Here is a 16,167-nt window from a genome sequence, read left to right as displayed (position 1 = left end):
CGCTACCGTTGCGCTTTCGCAATCGCCTCTTTGCACAGCGCCGTGATCTTCCCGAACGCCCCCGCACCCACATCCGCTTTCGGCACGATCCAGCTCCCGCCGACGCATGAGACGTTCGGCAGGGCGAGAAAGTCATTCATATTGGAGAGACCGACACCGCCGGTGGGGCAGAAACGCATCTGCGGGAAAGGCCCGGCGAATCCCTTGAGCAATTCGACGCCCCCGACGGCGGTGGCGGGGAAGAGTTTGCAGCCCGTGACGCCGGCGTTGATGGCCATCATCACTTCGCTCGCCGTCGCGACACCGGGGATGAAAGCAATCCCCTCCGTCGCGCTCGTTTCCAGCAGTTCCGGACTGATACCTGGACTGAACGAGAACCCACCGCCCGCCTCACGGACCCGTAACAGGCCGTTAGCGTCGATAACAGTCCCGGCGCCGACACGCATCTGCGGCACCGCTTTGGCAATGGCCTCGATGGAGGCAAGGGCCGCGTCGCTGCGCAGGGTCACTTCCATAATGCCCACACCGCCTTCGAGCAACGCTTCGGCCAGCGGAACGGCGTCTTCCGCCTTTTCAAGCACGACGACCGGGACGACCGGTGAGATGGTAAAAAGTTCCGCTGCCGTCATGCCCGCTCCTCTCCGACGGCGTCGAAGATCGTCGCCCCCTCTTCCGCGCTGCCGACGTTTTGGCGCATCAGGGCGAAGAGTTCGCGGCCCATGCCGTGACGGTTGTGCAGAAGCGACGGCGTGGCGGGTTCCCGCGCAGCCAGTTCCGCCGCATCGACCAGCAGCTCCAGCCGCTTTTCATGCACGTCGAGCACCATACGGTCCCCGTCGCGCACCTTGGCCAGCAGGCCGCCGTGGGACGCTTCGGGGGTCATGTGGATGGCAGAAGGCACTTTGCCCGACGCCCCCGACATCCGGCCGTCGGTGACGATGGCGACCTTGTACCCTTTGTCCTGCAGCACGCCCAGCGGCGGCATCAGGCCGTGCAGCTCCGGCATGCCGTTGGCCCCCGGTCCCTGAAAACGGACGACGGCGATGAAGTCGCGTTCAAGTTCCCCCGCCTTGAACGCGCTCAGCAGCGCCTCCTGGGAGTCGAAGACCCGCGCTTCGCCCTCGATGTGCATCAGTTCCGGTTTGAGCGCGGAGATCTTGATGACGCTGCGGCCGAGGTTTCCCTCCAGCAGCGCCAGTCCCCCTTCGTGGGAGAAGGGCTCTTCCACCGTCGAGACGACGTCGGGGTTGAGCGAGGCCTCCGGCGCAGGGTGAAAGGCGAGCGCACCCTCCTCCAGCACCGGGCGCTCCGTATAGCGGCGCAGCCCCGTCCCCATGACAGTCTGTACTTCCTCGTGCAGCAGCCCCGCATCGAGCAGTTCGCGGATGACGAGCCCCATGCCGCCCGCGTCGCGGAAGTGGTTGACGTCCGCCTGGCCGTTGGGGTACATCTTGCACAGCAGAGGCGTCACGGCGGAGAGGGCGTCGAAGTCGTCCCAGGTCAGCACGATTCCCGCCGCCTTTGCCATGGCGATGAGGTGCAGGGTGTGGTTCGTCGATCCCCCCGTCGCCATCAGGCCGATGACGGCATTGACAAAACTGCGCTCGTCGATCATCCGCCCGACGGGCAGGTAGGTCTCTCCCAGCTGGGTGAGCGCCGCCACCCGCTGCGCCGCCGCCGATGTCAGTGCGTCGCGCAGCGGCGTGTTGGTATTGACGAAGGCGCTGCCGGGAATGTGCAGCCCCATCACTTCCATCAGCATCTGGTTGGAATTGGCCGTGCCGTAGAAGGTACAGGTCCCGCTGCTATGGTATGAAGCGGCCTCGGTCCGCAGTAGGGCATCCTTGCCGACCTTGCCCTGGGCGTACTCCTGGCGTACAAGCGCCTTTTCGGCATTGCTGATCCCCGAGGGCATCGGGCCCGCGGGGACGAAAACGGCGGGCAGATGCCCGAAGGTCAGCGCCCCGATGAGCAACCCCGGCACGATCTTGTCGCAGATGCCGAGGTAGAGTGCGCCGTCAAAGACGTTGTGCGACAGGGCGATGCCCGTCGCCATCGCAATGGTATCGCGACTGAAAAGGGAGAGTTCCATCCCGGGCTGCGACTGGGTCACCCCGTCGCACATCGCCGGCACCCCGCCGGCCACCTGCGCCGTCGCGCCGACATCCATGAGCGCGCGCTTGATCAGCGGGGGGTAGGTAGCATAGGGCTGATGCGCGGAGAGCATGTCGTTGTAGGCGGTCACGATACCGATATGGGGCGTCACCGTCCCTGCCAGTTTGTGCTTCTCATCCTTCGACTCCGCGGCCATGGCGTGGGCGAGGTTGCTGCACCCCAGCACTTCGCGGTTGGCGTGATGCGCATGATGCGCCGCGTCGATCCGCTGCAGGTAGCGTTCGCGGGTCGGGAGGGATCGCGTGCGGATCCGCTCGGTCACTTCAAGGATAACGGGATGCATGATGACCTCCTAGGCGTAAAAGACTTCCAGTGCGATGTCGGGGTGGTTCAGCACGGCACGAACGGGCATTATATCGACATCGTCGCCGTCCAGGGCGGCTTCATAGACGGCCAGTTTCGCCCCGCCCTCGATGTGCAGGTAGCAGTGTGCGGCGGAGGCGATGGCGTGCAGCGAGAGCGACATCCGTTCTTTCGGTTCCGTCGGGGCCTCGGCAGCCCCGCAGAGGGCGGCACCGTTCAACAGACCCTCCAGCTCGGGACGGCCCGGAAAAAGCGACGCGGTGTGGCCGTCGCTCCCCATGCCGAGCACCACGACGTCAAAGGGAAAAAAAGCCTTGTAAGCGGCCTCGACCCCTACCACCGCTTCCGCCGCCGTCTCGCCCGGGCGGTACATGCCGACGAAGGTTGCCGCCTCCGCCCCGTTGGCGAGCAGTTCGCTTCGGACCAGGTTCTCGTTGCTCGCCCCCGATTCCGGGTCGACCCAGCGTTCGTCCACAAGCCCCACCGTCACCCGGCTCCAGTCGACATTCTCGGCGGCGAGCTGTACGAGGAAGGGACGGGGCGTATTGCCGCCCGAGAGCAGCAGCGAGGCGCTCCCTTTCGCGGCAATGGCCGCGTCGAGGTCCCGCGCCACCTTGTAGGCGAGCGTCTTGTGCAGGGTCGGCAGCGAATCGTAGATGTGAAAAACGGTCTCAGTGCTCTTCATACCAGCTCCTGCCGTCACGCTCGATCATGGCGATGGCCGCCGTCGGTCCGTCGGTCCCGGCCGCATAGCTCTTGAGGCCGACCGCGCCCCCTTCCCACTCTTCGAGAATGGGGTCCGCCCATCGCCACGCCGCTTCGACCTCATCGCGCCGCATAAAGAGCGTCGCGTTGTTTCGGATGACATCGAGCAGCAGCCGTTCGTACGCTTCCGGGGTGCGCGGCGCGTTTTCCGGGATGTTAAGATCAAGCGCCATCTCCCGCAGGTGCATCTGCTCGGAGAGTCCCGGGATCTTCGTCATGATCTTGAGTTTGATGCTCTCCTCGGGCTGCAGCATGATCACCAGCCGGTTGGGAGAGATGCAGCGCCCCTTGTTCGCGAAGATCTGGTAGGGGACCTCCTTGAACTGCACGACGATCTCCGTGTAGCGCTTGCTCATCCGCTTGCCGGTCCGCAGGTAAAAAGGCACCCCCTGCCAGCGCCAGTTGTCCACCTCGGCGCGCACTGCCGCAAAGGTCTCGGTCGTCGAATCGGGGGGAACCCCCTCCTCCAGGTAGCCCGGCACCTTCTCAGCGTTGATGATTCCCGCCGTGTAGCGGCCGCGGACCGTTTTTTCGCTCACGTCGCTGGAGGCGAAGGGGCGCAGCGAACGCAGCACCTTCACCTTCTCGTCACGGATGCTGTCGGCTTCGAGCGAACAGGGCGGCTCCATCGCCACGAGGCAGAGCAGCTGCATCAGGTGGTTCTGGATCATGTCCCGGAAGGCGCCGTAATCCTCGTAGTAGCTGTGACGCCCTTCCAGGCCGACGCTCTCGGCCGCCGTAATCTGGATATGGTCGATGTCCTGCCCGTTCCACAGCGGCATGAACAGCATGTTCGAAAAGCGCAGGGCGAGAATGTTCTGAACGGTATCCTTTCCCAGGTAGTGGTCGATCCGGAAGATCGCCTGCTCTTCGAAATAGAGGGCAACCTCGTCGTTGATCTCCTGGGAGGAAGCCAGGTCCCGACCGATCGGCTTCTCCAGCACCACGCGGCTGACCGGCGTGATCAGTCCCCAGTGGTTGAGCGCTTTGCAGATCGGGCCGAAAAAGGTGGGCGCCGTCGAGAGGTAGTTGACGCGGTCGCGGTCGGGCTGTTCCCCGAGCATTGCAGCAAGAGCGCCGTAGCTCTCCTCCACGCCCAGGTCGACGGTGACGACCTCCAGCTGCCGGGCAAAGCTCTCCCAGTGCGCCTCTTCGAAGCACCCCTCTTTCAGGAAAAGCTGCAGCTTCTCCTTGACCAGGGCGAGATGTTCCTCGCGCGACACCTCGTGGCGGCTCGTGGCGATGATGCGGCTCGTCGGGGCCACGTAGCCGTCGCTGCAGAGATGGTAAAGGGCGGGAATGAGCTTGCGCAGGGAGAGATCCCCGTGCCCTCCGAAAATAACAATATCGCAAACGTTGGCGGTTTCACTCATAACGGTCGTCCTTTATTAAAAGAGGGTTGCTGCACCCTCTGGCATCTTCTTGGAGCGCTTTTTGAGCGCCGCCGACGCGAAATACTCCATCTCGTTTTCGCGCAGTATGCGGATGGCGTTTGTCGTACCGGGCACGCCGATGGGATCACCCGCGGTGACGATGTACATGGCGTGGCGGTTGAGCACCTGCCGCGCCAGTCCGCTCTGCACCACCTCGATCAGCATCTTGTCCACGCTCGTCGTCCGCGTCAGAAACGCCGGGACGACTCCCCAGACCAGGGTCAGAAGCCGCGCTACGCGGTCACTGTGCATCACGGCCAGAATGGGGTTCTCGGGGCGGTAGCGCGCCAGTTTTTTCGCCGACTGCCCCGACGCCGTCAGCGCGATAATGGCCTCGGCGTCGATCTTCTGCGACAACAGGACCGCCGATTCGTCGATCACGTCCATCTCGTCGAAACATTCGAACTGCGCGAACTTGTGGTACGGGTAGATCTTCTCCGTCTCGCGGATCGTCTCCGTCATCGTTTCGACCGCTTTAACCGGGTAGGCGCCCACGGCACTCTCCTCGGAGAGCATCACGCAGTCGGTACCGTCGAGCACGGCGTTGGCAACGTCGCTGATCTCCGCCCGCGTCGCCCGTTCGGCCTGGGTCATGGAGAGGAGCATCTGCGTGGCGGTAATGACGGGTTTGCTTTTTTCGTTGGCTTTACGGATGAGCATCTTCTGCAGCGTCGGTACCTTGTAGAAAGGGACCTCGATTCCCAGGTCCCCCCGCGCCACCATCAGCCCGTCGCTGGCTTCGAGGATCGCATCGATGTTTTCGACGGCGTCGAACTTTTCGATCTTCGCGATCAGCTGGGCCTTACCGTTGTGGCGCTCGACCTCGGCCCGTACGTCCTCCATGTCCTTTGCCGTCTGCACAAAGGAGATTGCCATGAAATCGACCCCGTTCTTCACCCCCCAGGCGATATCCTCGCGGTCCTTCGCCGTCAGGACCTCCAGTCCCAGGGAAGTGTGGGGGAAGTTGACCCCCTTGCGGGAGCTGAGTTGGCCGCTGTTCTGTACTTCGCAGACGACGGTATCGCCCGTCGCGACGACCGTGGTGCGCAGGGAGCCGTCGGCAAAATAAATCGCCTCCCCCTGCTTGACCTTGGCCAACAGTTCAGGGTGGTTGAGGCTGAGGCGCAGGCGTCCCGGCTCGATAAAGACGCCGTCACTCTCTTCGGCCGTAAACTCGATCCTGTCGCCGGGGGAGAGCGTCACGATGCCGTCGATGAGGCCGATACGCACCTTCGGTCCGCTGATATCCTGCAGGACGCCAACGATCAGACCGCAGCGGCCCGCCGCTTCGTAAATGCGTTTGAGATTGGCTTCGTGGTAGTCGTGGGTCCCGTGGCTGAAGTTGAGACGGAAGACATTGACGCCCGCACGGATCATCTGTTCCAGTGTGTCGACGTCTTCGCAGGCCGGGCCCACGGTCGCCAGAATCTTGGTATGTTTTTTCATCGCAATCCTTCCGAGTCCTTCCGGACATTGCGCCAAAACACGTCTCCGGACCGCAGACCGGAAATGGCATTCTTGAAACTATGATAACCAAAATCGTATCGCGGTACAGTAGCAGAATGATTACAAAAAAGGCAGTAGGTGGTCAGCGGGGAGGCAGTAGGGCCCCCGCGGGGGGTTATTCGATGTTTGTGTAGACGGCCTGGACGTCGTCATCCTCTTCGAGTTTATCGATCAGTTTCTCGACCTCTTCCATCTGCTCTTCGGTGAAGCTCTGCGGATTGTTCGGAAGGCGCTGCAGGGAGGCTTTTTTCACTTCGATTCCCATCCCCTCCAGGGCTTCCTGGAGTGAACCGAAACTGGTATAGTCGCCGTTAACGTAGACGGTCCCCTCGTTCTCGTCCAGCTCTTCAAGGCCGGCATCGATCAGCTCAAGCTCCATCTCTTCAAGGTCCATCGCGTCCGTTTTTTCAAATTCGAAGACCGCTTTGCGGTCGAACATGAACTCGAGCGAACCGGTTTTGAGCAGTTCGCCCCCGCTTTTGTTGAAGTAGCTGCGCACGTTGGCGACGCTGCGGTTGTTGTTGTCCGTCGCGCACTCGACGAAGATCAGCGCGCCGTGCGGCCCCTTGCCCTCAAAGTTGACCTCGGCGATGTCGGCAGCGTCTTTCCCGCTGGCGCGTTTAATCGCCGCTTCGATGTTGTCCTTGGGCATGTTCTGCGCTTTGGCGGTCTGAATCGCCAGACGCAGCTGCGGGTTCATATCGGGGTCCGGTCCCCCCGCTTTGGCCGCCATCGTGATCGTCTTGGCCAGTTTCGGAAAAATCCGGGACATATTGCCCCAGCGCTTCTCTTTCGCCGCGCGGCGGTACTCAAACGCTCTACCCATCGTATCCTCTTTACAGGGGGTCTCCCCTTTTGTTTCCGCAATTATAGCAAAAGCCTTCGCTACAATAACGGTATGAAGCCGATGCCCGCACTCCCCGATGCCCTCGCCCCGCTCATTGACGCCCTCGCCGCGCAGGGGGTGCGCCCCGTGTTCGTCGGCGGCTATGTGCGCGATGCGCTGCTGGAGGTTCCCAGCAAAGATATCGATATCGAGTGTTTCGGCGCCGGCTCCCTGGAGGCCCTTATCCCACTGCTAACCCCCTTCGGCAGCGTCAACAGCGTCGGCAAATCCTTCGGCGTTCTCAAACTGAGCCTGGGCGATTACGACCTCGACCTCTCCCTCCCCCGGGTCGAGACGAAAACCGGGCCGGGCCATACGGGATTTGCCGTCACGACGTTTGAGACGTTTGATTTTAAAACAGCGGCCAAACGACGCGATTTCACCGTGAACGCCATCGGCTACGATCCGGTCAAAAAGGAACTCCTCGATCCCTACGGCGGAGAGAGGGACCTGGAGACGCAGACCCTGCGCTGCGTCAACGAAAGCACCTTCGTCGAAGACCCGCTGCGGCTGCTACGCGCCGTACAGTTCTCCGCCCGTTTCCGTCTCATCCCGGACCCGCATCTCATACGCCTGGCACACACGATGATGGCACAAGGGATGCTCGCCGAACTGCCCAAAGAGCGCATCTTCGAAGAGTTCAAAAAGCTCCTCCTCAAGTCCGACACCCCCTCCGTCGGCCTGCGGACGATGCATCTTCTTCACATTACCCCGTTCTTTCCCGAACTGGCCGCACTGGTAGCGACCGATCTCTGGGACATCGTGCTGCGGGCGCTCGATACGATGGCAGTCATCCGCCGCCGCGTTAACAGCGACCCTCTTGCCATGATGTTCGCCCCGCTCTGCATCGGTATGCAAGATCCAAACGCCTTTCTCACATCACTCACCGATGACAAACGGCTTGTTTTGAACGTGCTTGATTATGTAAAGTACCACGGCCAACCCGAACGGCTCTACGCCGAAGCGGCGCCGGACGCGGAGGTGATGCGCCTGGCAAGGGACGTGCGGATCGACACGATCGCCGCCGTTGCCGAAGCCTGCTACCGTGGACGCCACCCCGCCGCAGAGACGAGCGATGCCGTGGTATGGCTGCTGCACAAGGCGGAGAGACTGGGCGTACTGAATGCACCCAGGAGCGCCCTGCTGAACGGAGAGGCGCTGATCGCCGCCGGGCTATCACCCTCCCCCCGTTTTAAAACGATTCTGGATGCGGCCTACGACGCCCAGCTTGAGGGCGCGTTCTCGGATGAGGAAGGTGCGAAGGCGTGGCTGAAGGATTATCTGTCGGATTTGGGATAATCGTAGGCGAGGGTTTCATAATATTCGAATTGAAACGCCGACCAGCTGCAGGGGATCTCGAATCGGATATAGGCCGCGGTCGGCATGTGGACGGCTTTTCCGCCCAAGGTTTCGGCTATCCACTCTATGGTCGGGTTGTGTCCGATGATCATCAGTTCGTCGACGGCGTCATCGACCTTTCGGATCACCTCGGCGTAGGTTTCGGACGAAGCCTCGTACAGTAACGGTTCCGTTTGAACGGCTAACGCCCCGTCATAAACTTTTTGCAATGCCGCCGCCGTCTGCCGGGTACGCCGGGCGGAAGAGACCAGGATAAGATCGGGGGTATAGTGTTCGGCGTGAAGGCGCTGCGCCATGGTTTTGGCCGCTTTCTTGCCGCGGGAATTGAGTGGGCGTTCGTGATCACCGAGGGCCGGGTCGTCCCGGGAGGACTTCGCATGCCGCATCAGTGTCAACGTACGCATCAGAGGGTTTTGATATGTTTCTTGACGAGCACGCCGACGCCCGTTTCGGAACTGGCGCCGATGCACGAAAGCGCATAATCCAGACGGCTGCGGTATTCGTTCTCATCAATGGGAAGCCCCGTGCCGTCTGCCGCCTGCATCGTAAAGGTTCCGTCGGGGGATTTGAAGTACCGGATGCCACGGCAGAAGAAGCAGAGCGGCTTATCCTGTTTGAGCACGGCATAAAAATCGATGCCGTCGTCCCGCATGTCCATCATGATCGCCTCTGCACCGTCGCCGCTGCGTTTGGCCAGTTGACGCTCCATCTGCGTCTGAAAAAAGTCCGCTAATGACTCTTGCATTTTCTCCCCCGTCTCCTCATGGAATATAGGGCAGAATTTTACCACAGAATCGTTAAATAATATGGCACGATAATATTAATATTATTTATATGATTTATTTTGTTATTCGGCTGCTGTCGATCTCGATGACCGTGTGAACATTCCCGCGGGGGTTGAAGTCCGCCGTGATTTTCATCCATTTGGGCTTGAGCTTGCGCTCGAGGACTCCATAGATCTCGTTCGCGCTGTTTTCATGGGAGATGTGACGCTCGCGGAAAGAGTTGATGTAGAGTTTGATCGCCTTGAGTTCGACGACCCATTCATCGGGTGTATATTCCAGGTAGATGGTCGCATAATCCGGATAGCCGCTGCGCGGGCAGAGGCAGCTGAACTCCGGCAGGGTCATCTTGATAACATAGTCGCGTTTGTGCTCGTTTGGCCAGATCTCGAGATCCTTCTCCACATCGAAGTTTGCGATAATCTCTTCACCGTATTTCATTATTTCTCCTTGATGGTATCAATGGGGCTGAGGTAGTTCCCCTGGATCATGTCGACCCCGACCGCCTTTGCGGCATCATAGGCGGCTTCGTCTTCGATCATCCGGATCCAGCTGCGGTACCCCAGCGTTTTCACCGTCTGCTGCAGCCCCTCGACCAGCGCACGGACCCGCGGTTGCGTTATGCTTTTCCCGAGCGTGCTTTCGTAACGGACGAAATCCACATCGAGATCCTGCAGATAGCGCAGCGAAGCGTGTATCCCGCCCAGGCGGTCAAGCGCGATATAGATCCCCGCCCGGCGGAAGGCCTGCAGCCTCGTATTGAACTGCGGCGTCTGGTGATAGAAGTTGCTTTCGCTGATGACGAACACCAGCCGGTTGCGGAGTTTGTCGTTATTGGAAAGCAGCATCATAATGTGCTCCAGGAAAAGCGGGTTTCGCAGCGAGGATGGGGAGACATCGACGGCGATCATCTGCCCCGGTTCGAGGCTATCAACTTCGGCCAGCGCCGCTTCGGTCTGAATCTCGTCAAAACGGCGCAGCAGTCCCAGACGGTTGATCACCGGCATAAAGCGCTTCTGGTGAACGAGTTTTCCCTCCCCCGTGACCAGCTTGAAGGCCTGTTCGAAAAGCAGAGGTTTCCCCTCCTCGAACACGGCCTGGTACGCATAGGAAAAGGAGCGTGCGTTGACCGCTTCAAGTACCAGGTGCTCCACCGTGTCCGGGTCGATCTCCTCCCCGTCGGTTTTGAGCATTTTCGCATTCTCACCCTGCAGCTCATACAGCCAGTCGACCAGTTTCTCGATGGAACGCGAATGGTTTGTATCTGTCATTGAGCCGAGAATGTCGATTTCGATCTCCTCAAGGCTGTAGTGCTGGAATTTCACGCAGAGCAGCTCCATCATTGAGCTGTACTCCTCCTGCGTCCCTTCGAGCGCGATGATAAAGTCCCCCCCTTTGAAGTGGGCGATCGGTACGCGGTACATCTTCTGCTCGTTCAGATAGGCGGCGATCCTGTTGGCGACACTGTAGAGCACTTTGTCCCCGTTTGCAAACCCATACTGATGGTTGATGTCGTCGAGGTTGACGACGCTGAGCAGAAAGAAAGTGTAATCCTTTCTTTTCAGCTCTTTTTGCATCAGCGTGCTGAAATACTCCCGGGTAAAGGCATGGCTGATCGGATCCGTGATCCGCTCGTTGAATCCCTGGTAGATCAGGTAAAAGAGGTAGTAGACCATAATGCCCAGCATGCTGAAGGCAACGATAATAAAGGTGTTGGGAATCGTATTGAAATAGCGCAGCATTACCGATGCCGTGGTGATGACTGCCAACGCAAAAACAGGGAGCCCCATTCGCAGGGCAAGTTTGAAGCGGTTTTCGCGCTCTTTGGCTTCGGGATAGAATAGACTCATAGGTTATACGTCAAGGTGTTTGACGTCCTTGGCGTGGGTCTCGATGTAGTTACGGCGCGGTTCGACTTCGTCGCCCATAAAGAGGTTGAAGGCATCGCTCGCCGCTTCGGCATCTTCGATGGTGACGCGAAGCAGCACGCGGTTTTCCGGTGTCATCGTCGTCTCCCACAGCTGTTCGGGGTTCATTTCACCAAGCCCTTTGTAGCGCTGGATGTAAGAGCCTTTACGCGCATACTCCTTGATCTCCTCAAGGATCTCGAGCGGATCGCCGCCGATAGCGATGCCCCACTCTTTCATCTTGTCGAAGACGAATTGCGCCTCGTTGAAGTGCGGGGCACTGAAGAGCTCGTCGTTAATGCGGAGCTCTTCCATCCCCTCTCCCGTCTGAACGAAGAGATGGATTTCATCCTCGCTGACCAGTTTGGAGAGGATGTTGTTGCCGCGTTCGGCGAGGAAACGTTCGACCTCGGCGTACATTTTCTCCGAATCCAGCCCGATGATATCGGGGTTCTCGATAAAGTGGCGGATCAGGCTGACAAGGGAGTAGCGGCGTTCCAGCGCTTCGAGGCTGCTGTTGTAGTGGTCGACCATCTTGAAATAGGAGACAAGGTCGTTATGACCTATTCCCTCGATCTCAAGAGACTCGACGCCGTTTTCGATCAGGAAGTCGTTCATGACCCGGTCGTTTTTGAAATAGATCTCTTTCTTGCCCTTCTTGTAGCGGTAGAGCGGCGGCTGCGCCAGGTAAAGATACCCGTTCTCGACGATGGTCGGGAAGTAGCGGAAGAAGAAGGTCAGCAGCAGGGTCTGGATGTGCGAACCGTCGACGTCGGCATCGGTCATGATGATGATTTTGTGGTAGCGCAGCTTCTCTTCGTCGAACTCTTCACCGATCCCGCAGCCCAGTGCCGTGATCATGTTCGTGATCTCGTCGGATTTGAGGATCTTGTCCAGACGCGCCTTCTCGACGTTGAGGATCTTACCTTTGAGCGGCAGGATCGCCTGGAAAACGCGGTCGCGCCCCTGCTTGGCCGAACCGCCCGCGGAGTCGCCCTCGACGAGGTAGAGTTCGCTGATCGTCGCGTCTTTACTCTGGCAGTCGGCCAGTTTCCCCGGCAGGGTGCCAACGCTCATGGAGTCCTTGCGGCGGGTCAGGTCGCGCGCTTTTTTCGCCGCTTCGCGTCCCTTGGCGGCGAGGAGCGCTTTCTGCACGATCGCCTTGGCCTCGATGGGGTTCTCTTCGAAATACTTCGCCAGCTGCTCATAGGAGAGTTTCTGAACCAGCGGACGCACATAGGTGTTCCCGAGCTTGCCCTTGGTCTGCCCTTCGAACTGCGGTTCCGGCACGCGGGCGGAGATGATGGCGATGAGCCCCTCTTTGACGTCATCTCCGCTGATCTTGACGTCTTTCTCCTTCGCGTTGCCGTTTTGGGAGTTGTAGACGGAGATGGCACGGGTCAGCGCCGCGCGGAAGCCGGCTTCGTGCGTCCCGCCATTGGGCGTGCGGATGTTGTTAACGAAGCTGTAGACCTTCTCGTCGTAGGTTTCGTTGTACATCAGCGCGATATCGACTTCGATGTCCTCGATTTTGGCACTGTATTCGAAGGGCGCTGCGACTTGCTCTTTTTTATTGAGGTCTTGTACGAACTGGGTGATACCCCCCTCGAAGTGATAGGTTTCATCTTTGCCGTCACGTTCATCCTTGAAGATGATCTTGATTTTCGGGTTGAGGTAGGCGAGCTCTTTGAAACGCTTGGCGAGGTAGTCGTACTCGAAAATGACCGTTTCGGTGAAGATAGAGGGATCCGGGGCGAATTCGATCGTCGTACCGTGTTTGCGTGTATTGCCCGTAATAGCGAGGGCCTCTTGGGGGATCCCCTGCTTGAAATCCTGTTCATGGACTTTGCCGTCACGGTAGATTGTCATGTGCAGATTGCTGCTGAGGGCGTTGACGACGGAGACCCCGACCCCGTGCAGACCGCCCGAGACCTTGTAGGTATCCTTGTCGAATTTTCCCCCGGCGTGCAGAACGGTCAGAACGACAGTTGCCGCTGAGATGTTTTCGGTCGGGTGCATATCCGTCGGAATACCGCGCCCGTTGTCGCTGATGACCGCTGTACCCGCTTTGGTAAGCGTTACGTTGATCGTGTCACAGTAGCCGGCCATCGCTTCATCGATGGAGTTGTCAATGACTTCGTAAACGAGATGATGCAGACCGCGATGGCCCGTATCACCGATATACATCCCCGGACGTTTACGTACGGCCTCGAGTCCTTTGAGGACTTTAATATTGCCAGCACCGTAATTTTGTTCCATGATCGCTCCAGTAGGCTAAATGGGTTTAATTTTATCTAAAAAGGGCTAATAAATTAATTTTATGGGCTTATAGGAGAGGGGAGCAGGCTCTGCCTGCGAAAAAAGAGAAGCGCAGGTCAGATGACAATCGGCATGACGATCGTTTTGAACTCCTCTTCTTGCAGCATGAACGGCATATTGGGTTCGTTGAGTCCGAGGGTGAAATGGGTCTGATCGATCTGCCCGAGGAAGTCAAGTATATAACGGCTGTTGACGGCAAAAACAAAAGAGGAATCGATCCCGGTATCGACATTGATCTCTGTTGTAGCCTTGTTGTTCTCGTCACTAAGGCTTTCAAAGAGGATACGGCCGCTTTCCAGAGTGAGTTTCATATCATTCGAGATCGTCGTGATCTGCTTAATGGCATTGACGATGTCGCTTTTGGGCAGGGTGAGGTTGTAGCGTGTCGATGCAGGGATAATGCGGTTATAGTCGGGGAACTTCCCGTTGATCAGTTTCGTAAAGAAAGTGTACTGGTCGGATTTGATCAGCAGATGGGTGGCATCGTAGTAGATGTCGATATTGCTGGTAAAGAGTTTCTGGATCTCGATAATCGCTTTTTTGGGAATGATCAGGGAGAGTTCGCTGCCGTTGGTCTGCGGAATGGCGATGATGGCGAGACGGCGGGTATCCGTAGCGACAAAGTTGATCTGGTCGGATTTGATATCGATGAGTGCACCGTTGAGCTCGAACTTCGGATTGTTCGTATCGGCGGCAGGGGTGATCTTTTTCAGGGAGTTGATCAGCAGACCCGAATCGATCTCGACACCGGGTTTGTTCTCAATAGAGGCAAAAGCCGGGAACTCCTGGGCATTGTACATGGGGAGCTGGAAGTCGGAGTGTCCCTGGGTGATGTCGAGCATGCCGTCTTTCGTATTGAGGTTGACGTTGCCGTCGCTGAGGATGCGGACGATGTCGAGGAGTTTTTTGCCGTTGGCCGTTGCCATGCCGGGTTCGATGACGTTGATATTGCCGGCTTCAATCACAAGACCGATTTCATAGTCGGTGGCTTTGACGGTCAATGTGTTCGATGCAGTCGCTTCGAAGTAGAGGTGGGATGTGATCTGAGAGAGATCTTTTTTCTCCAGAAACGGCTGTGTGTGGATCAGGATATTTTCCAACACGGATTTGGCGATCTCGAACTGCATCGAAGCTCCTGTTATATATTTAAATTTTTAGTAGATAATAGTAGTCTGCCGTTTTTTTGTGAAAAAGCAGAAAACATCCCTACTTTTGGGGCTTTTCCCATGTGAATAAAGTCGAATGCCTTCTTCACATTTGTTCACTTGGCACATTATATCTTTTTTTATTGGCAAAGAAAATATAGATAAAGGGTGCTTTTTTAGACAGTCTCCGGCGGCATGGCGGTGATTTTATTATGCAGTTCGTTGATCTTGACCTTGAAGTTCTCATCCTCTTCGAGAAGCTGGTGGATTTTTTTCATCGTATGGCTGACGGTGCTGTGGTCTTTCATCCCGAAATACTGGGCGATCTGCGGCATTGACATCGGGGTGAGTTCGCGGGCAAGGTAGATGGCGACGCGGCGGGCGGCGACGATGTTGCGGCTGCGGCTTTTCGAGCGGATCTCGCTCGGTTTGACGTTGAGCTCTTTGGCAATGGTCTTCATGATCCCGTCGATGGAGATGTTGTCGCTCTTCTCCTGGAGCTGTTCGCGCAGGGCGTTTTTGGCGAAATCGAGGGTGATCTCCTGGTGCATAAGCTGGGAGTAGGCGTGCAGCTTGGAGAGTATCCCCTCGATCTCCCGGGTGTTGTTGTCGATGACGGTGGCAATATAGTTGACGACGTCGTCGCCGAGAATAACCCGGTTGATCTCGCATTTTTTCTTGATGATCGCGATCTTCGTCTCCAGCTCCGGCGGCTGGATATCGGCGACGAGCCCCCATTCGAAGCGGCTCTGCAGCCGCGCTTCAAGCCCGGCGATCCGCTTGGGGGGTTTGTCGGAGGTAAGGACGATCTGTTTGCCCTCGCTGCGCAGGGTTTCGAAGGTGTGAAAAAACTCCTCCTGCGTCTGGATCTTATTACTGAGGAACTGGACGTCGTCGATCAGCAGCAGGTCGCACTGGCGGTACTTCTCTTTAAAGCGGTCCATTGTCTGGTTGCGCAGGTGGCGGGTAAAGTCGTTGACGAACTGTTCGACGGAGGTGTAGACGACGGTTTTGCCCTGCAGGAGCATGACATTGCCGATGGCCTGCATCAGGTGGGTTTTTCCCAGACCCACCCCGCCGTAGATAAAGAGGGGGTTGTAGACCTGTCCCGGCCGTTCGCTGACGCTTTTGGCCGCGGCGTAGGCGAACTGGTTGGAACTGCCGGCGACGAAGTTTTCAAAGGTGTAGGCGGGGTTGAGCATGGAGTGCTTGGGCCCTTCGGAAGGGGCGACCGTCGCGGCCGGGCCGCTTTTGCCCGCCACCCCTTTGGCCTTTTTGACTCGGATATTGACTTCCCTTCCGGTACCGGTTTTGATCTCGAAGAGGTGGGCGATCTTGGAGGCGTAACGGTTCTTGATCCAGCTCGCGATGAGGGGGTTCGGCACTTCAAAGACAGCGAGGTCGCTGCGCGACGCTTTGGACAGAAAGCTCATCTGTTTGACGTAGCGGTTGTATTCGACCTCGCTGATCTCCTCTTTAAGCATCTCCAGAATCGTATCGCCGATCGTCATCGCAGCTCCCGTTCGCTATAATTTCCACAATGTGAATAACGATGTGAATTATAGCAGAGAATTTGAGGCTTAATGC

At 58.1% G+C, this 16,167-nt stretch carries 14 protein-coding genes; 1 reads left to right on the top strand and 13 read right to left on the bottom strand.

Features of this window, described 5'->3' with window-relative positions; translation table 11 throughout:
* Window positions 1-2: 2 nt before the first annotated feature.
* From eda to WCY31_RS00045, 6 genes are all read right to left on the bottom strand, one after another.
* Entirely contained in the window at window positions 3-629 is a 627-nt protein-coding gene (gene eda, locus WCY31_RS00070; protein WP_345972703.1) for a bifunctional 4-hydroxy-2-oxoglutarate aldolase/2-dehydro-3-deoxy-phosphogluconate aldolase, read from the bottom strand.
* Window positions 626-2,458, bottom strand: a complete 1,833-nt coding sequence (edd, locus tag WCY31_RS00065) for a phosphogluconate dehydratase (RefSeq protein ID WP_345972702.1) — start codon at window positions 2,456-2,458, stop codon at window positions 626-628. The genes eda and edd overlap by 4 nt, the downstream gene beginning before the upstream one ends.
* A 9-nt stretch (window positions 2,459-2,467) precedes the next feature.
* The gene (pgl, locus tag WCY31_RS00060) at window positions 2,468-3,163 is read right to left on the bottom strand and encodes a 6-phosphogluconolactonase (RefSeq protein WP_345972701.1); all 696 of its coding nucleotides are present in this window, start codon (window positions 3,161-3,163) and stop codon (window positions 2,468-2,470) included.
* Window positions 3,150-4,616: a glucose-6-phosphate dehydrogenase gene (gene zwf, locus WCY31_RS00055; RefSeq protein ID WP_345970187.1), complete on the bottom strand. Its 1,467-nt coding sequence runs from the start codon at window positions 4,614-4,616 to the stop codon at window positions 3,150-3,152. The genes pgl and zwf overlap by 14 nt, the downstream gene beginning before the upstream one ends.
* Window positions 4,617-4,631: 15 nt before the next feature.
* Window positions 4,632-6,122, bottom strand: coding sequence for a pyruvate kinase (gene pyk, locus WCY31_RS00050; RefSeq protein ID WP_345972700.1), 1,491 nt, complete (start codon window positions 6,120-6,122; stop codon window positions 4,632-4,634).
* A gap of 175 nt (window positions 6,123-6,297) precedes the next feature.
* Entirely contained in the window at window positions 6,298-7,008 is a 711-nt protein-coding gene (locus WCY31_RS00045; RefSeq protein ID WP_231019536.1) for a YebC/PmpR family DNA-binding transcriptional regulator, read from the bottom strand.
* Window positions 7,009-7,080: 72 nt separating this feature from the next.
* Here WCY31_RS00045 and WCY31_RS00040 point away from each other — a divergent pair, with 72 nt between their 5' ends.
* On the top strand, window positions 7,081-8,367 hold the full coding sequence (locus WCY31_RS00040; RefSeq protein ID WP_345972699.1) for a hypothetical protein: 1,287 nt from the start codon (window positions 7,081-7,083) through the stop codon (window positions 8,365-8,367).
* On the opposite strand, the gene WCY31_RS00035 is transcribed toward WCY31_RS00040, so the two are convergent.
* From WCY31_RS00035 to dnaA, 7 genes are all read right to left on the bottom strand, one after another.
* On the bottom strand, window positions 8,346-8,831 hold the full coding sequence (locus WCY31_RS00035) for a histidine phosphatase family protein (RefSeq protein ID WP_345972698.1): 486 nt from the start codon (window positions 8,829-8,831) through the stop codon (window positions 8,346-8,348). The genes WCY31_RS00040 and WCY31_RS00035 overlap by 22 nt on opposite strands.
* The gene (locus WCY31_RS00030; RefSeq protein WP_231019532.1) at window positions 8,831-9,172 is read right to left on the bottom strand and encodes a hypothetical protein; all 342 of its coding nucleotides are present in this window, start codon (window positions 9,170-9,172) and stop codon (window positions 8,831-8,833) included. Before WCY31_RS00030 ends, WCY31_RS00035 begins: the two co-directional genes overlap by 1 nt.
* Before the next feature lie 94 nt (window positions 9,173-9,266).
* Complete coding sequence (gene queF / locus WCY31_RS00025; RefSeq protein ID WP_345970183.1) at window positions 9,267-9,650, bottom strand: preQ(1) synthase; 384 nt, start codon at window positions 9,648-9,650, stop codon at window positions 9,267-9,269.
* Complete coding sequence (locus WCY31_RS00020; RefSeq protein WP_345970182.1) at window positions 9,650-11,059, bottom strand: GGDEF domain-containing protein; 1,410 nt, start codon at window positions 11,057-11,059, stop codon at window positions 9,650-9,652. Before WCY31_RS00020 ends, queF begins: the two co-directional genes overlap by 1 nt.
* A gap of 3 nt (window positions 11,060-11,062) precedes the next feature.
* Window positions 11,063-13,375, bottom strand: coding sequence for a DNA topoisomerase (ATP-hydrolyzing) subunit B (gene gyrB / locus WCY31_RS00015; RefSeq protein WP_345970181.1), 2,313 nt, complete (start codon window positions 13,373-13,375; stop codon window positions 11,063-11,065).
* 116 nt (window positions 13,376-13,491) lie between these two features.
* Window positions 13,492-14,562 carry a DNA polymerase III subunit beta gene (gene dnaN, locus WCY31_RS00010; protein WP_345970180.1) on the bottom strand — a complete coding sequence of 357 codons (1,071 nt, stop codon included), beginning with the start codon at window positions 14,560-14,562 and terminating at the stop codon, window positions 13,492-13,494.
* 194 nt (window positions 14,563-14,756) lie between these two features.
* The gene (gene dnaA / locus WCY31_RS00005; RefSeq protein WP_345970179.1) at window positions 14,757-16,091 is read right to left on the bottom strand and encodes a chromosomal replication initiator protein DnaA; all 1,335 of its coding nucleotides are present in this window, start codon (window positions 16,089-16,091) and stop codon (window positions 14,757-14,759) included.
* Window positions 16,092-16,167 lie beyond the last annotated feature (76 nt).

Origin of the sequence: Sulfurimonas sp. HSL3-1, from assembly GCF_039645995.1 — a bacterium.
In the GTDB taxonomy this organism is placed as follows: domain Bacteria; phylum Campylobacterota; class Campylobacteria; order Campylobacterales; family Sulfurimonadaceae; genus Thiomicrolovo; species Thiomicrolovo diazotrophicus.
Note: the sequence above shows the minus strand (reverse complement) of the source record. Positions and strands in the feature narration are given on the sequence as shown.

Excerpts from the sequence above, each read along its gene's own strand:
- eda (WP_345972703.1), bottom strand. The coding sequence starts at position 629 with ATGACGGCAGCGGAACTTTTTACCATCTCACCGGTCGTCCCGGTCGTC.
- edd (WP_345972702.1), bottom strand. The coding sequence starts at position 2,458 with ATGCATCCCGTTATCCTTGAAGTGACCGAGCGGATCCGCACGCGATCC.
- pgl (WP_345972701.1), bottom strand. The coding sequence starts at position 3,163 with ATGAAGAGCACTGAGACCGTTTTTCACATCTACGATTCGCTGCCGACC.
- zwf (WP_345970187.1), bottom strand. The coding sequence starts at position 4,616 with ATGAGTGAAACCGCCAACGTTTGCGATATTGTTATTTTCGGAGGGCAC.
- pyk (WP_345972700.1), bottom strand. The coding sequence starts at position 6,122 with ATGAAAAAACATACCAAGATTCTGGCGACCGTGGGCCCGGCCTGCGAA.
- WCY31_RS00045 (WP_231019536.1), bottom strand. The coding sequence starts at position 7,008 with ATGGGTAGAGCGTTTGAGTACCGCCGCGCGGCGAAAGAGAAGCGCTGG.
- WCY31_RS00040 (WP_345972699.1), top strand. The coding sequence starts at position 7,081 with ATGAAGCCGATGCCCGCACTCCCCGATGCCCTCGCCCCGCTCATTGAC.
- WCY31_RS00035 (WP_345972698.1), bottom strand. The coding sequence starts at position 8,831 with ATGCGTACGTTGACACTGATGCGGCATGCGAAGTCCTCCCGGGACGAC.
- WCY31_RS00030 (WP_231019532.1), bottom strand. The coding sequence starts at position 9,172 with ATGCAAGAGTCATTAGCGGACTTTTTTCAGACGCAGATGGAGCGTCAA.
- queF (WP_345970183.1), bottom strand. The coding sequence starts at position 9,650 with ATGAAATACGGTGAAGAGATTATCGCAAACTTCGATGTGGAGAAGGAT.
- WCY31_RS00020 (WP_345970182.1), bottom strand. The coding sequence starts at position 11,059 with ATGAGTCTATTCTATCCCGAAGCCAAAGAGCGCGAAAACCGCTTCAAA.
- gyrB (WP_345970181.1), bottom strand. The coding sequence starts at position 13,375 with ATGGAACAAAATTACGGTGCTGGCAATATTAAAGTCCTCAAAGGACTC.
- dnaN (WP_345970180.1), bottom strand. The coding sequence starts at position 14,562 with ATGCAGTTCGAGATCGCCAAATCCGTGTTGGAAAATATCCTGATCCAC.
- dnaA (WP_345970179.1), bottom strand. The coding sequence starts at position 16,091 with ATGACGATCGGCGATACGATTCTGGAGATGCTTAAAGAGGAGATCAGC.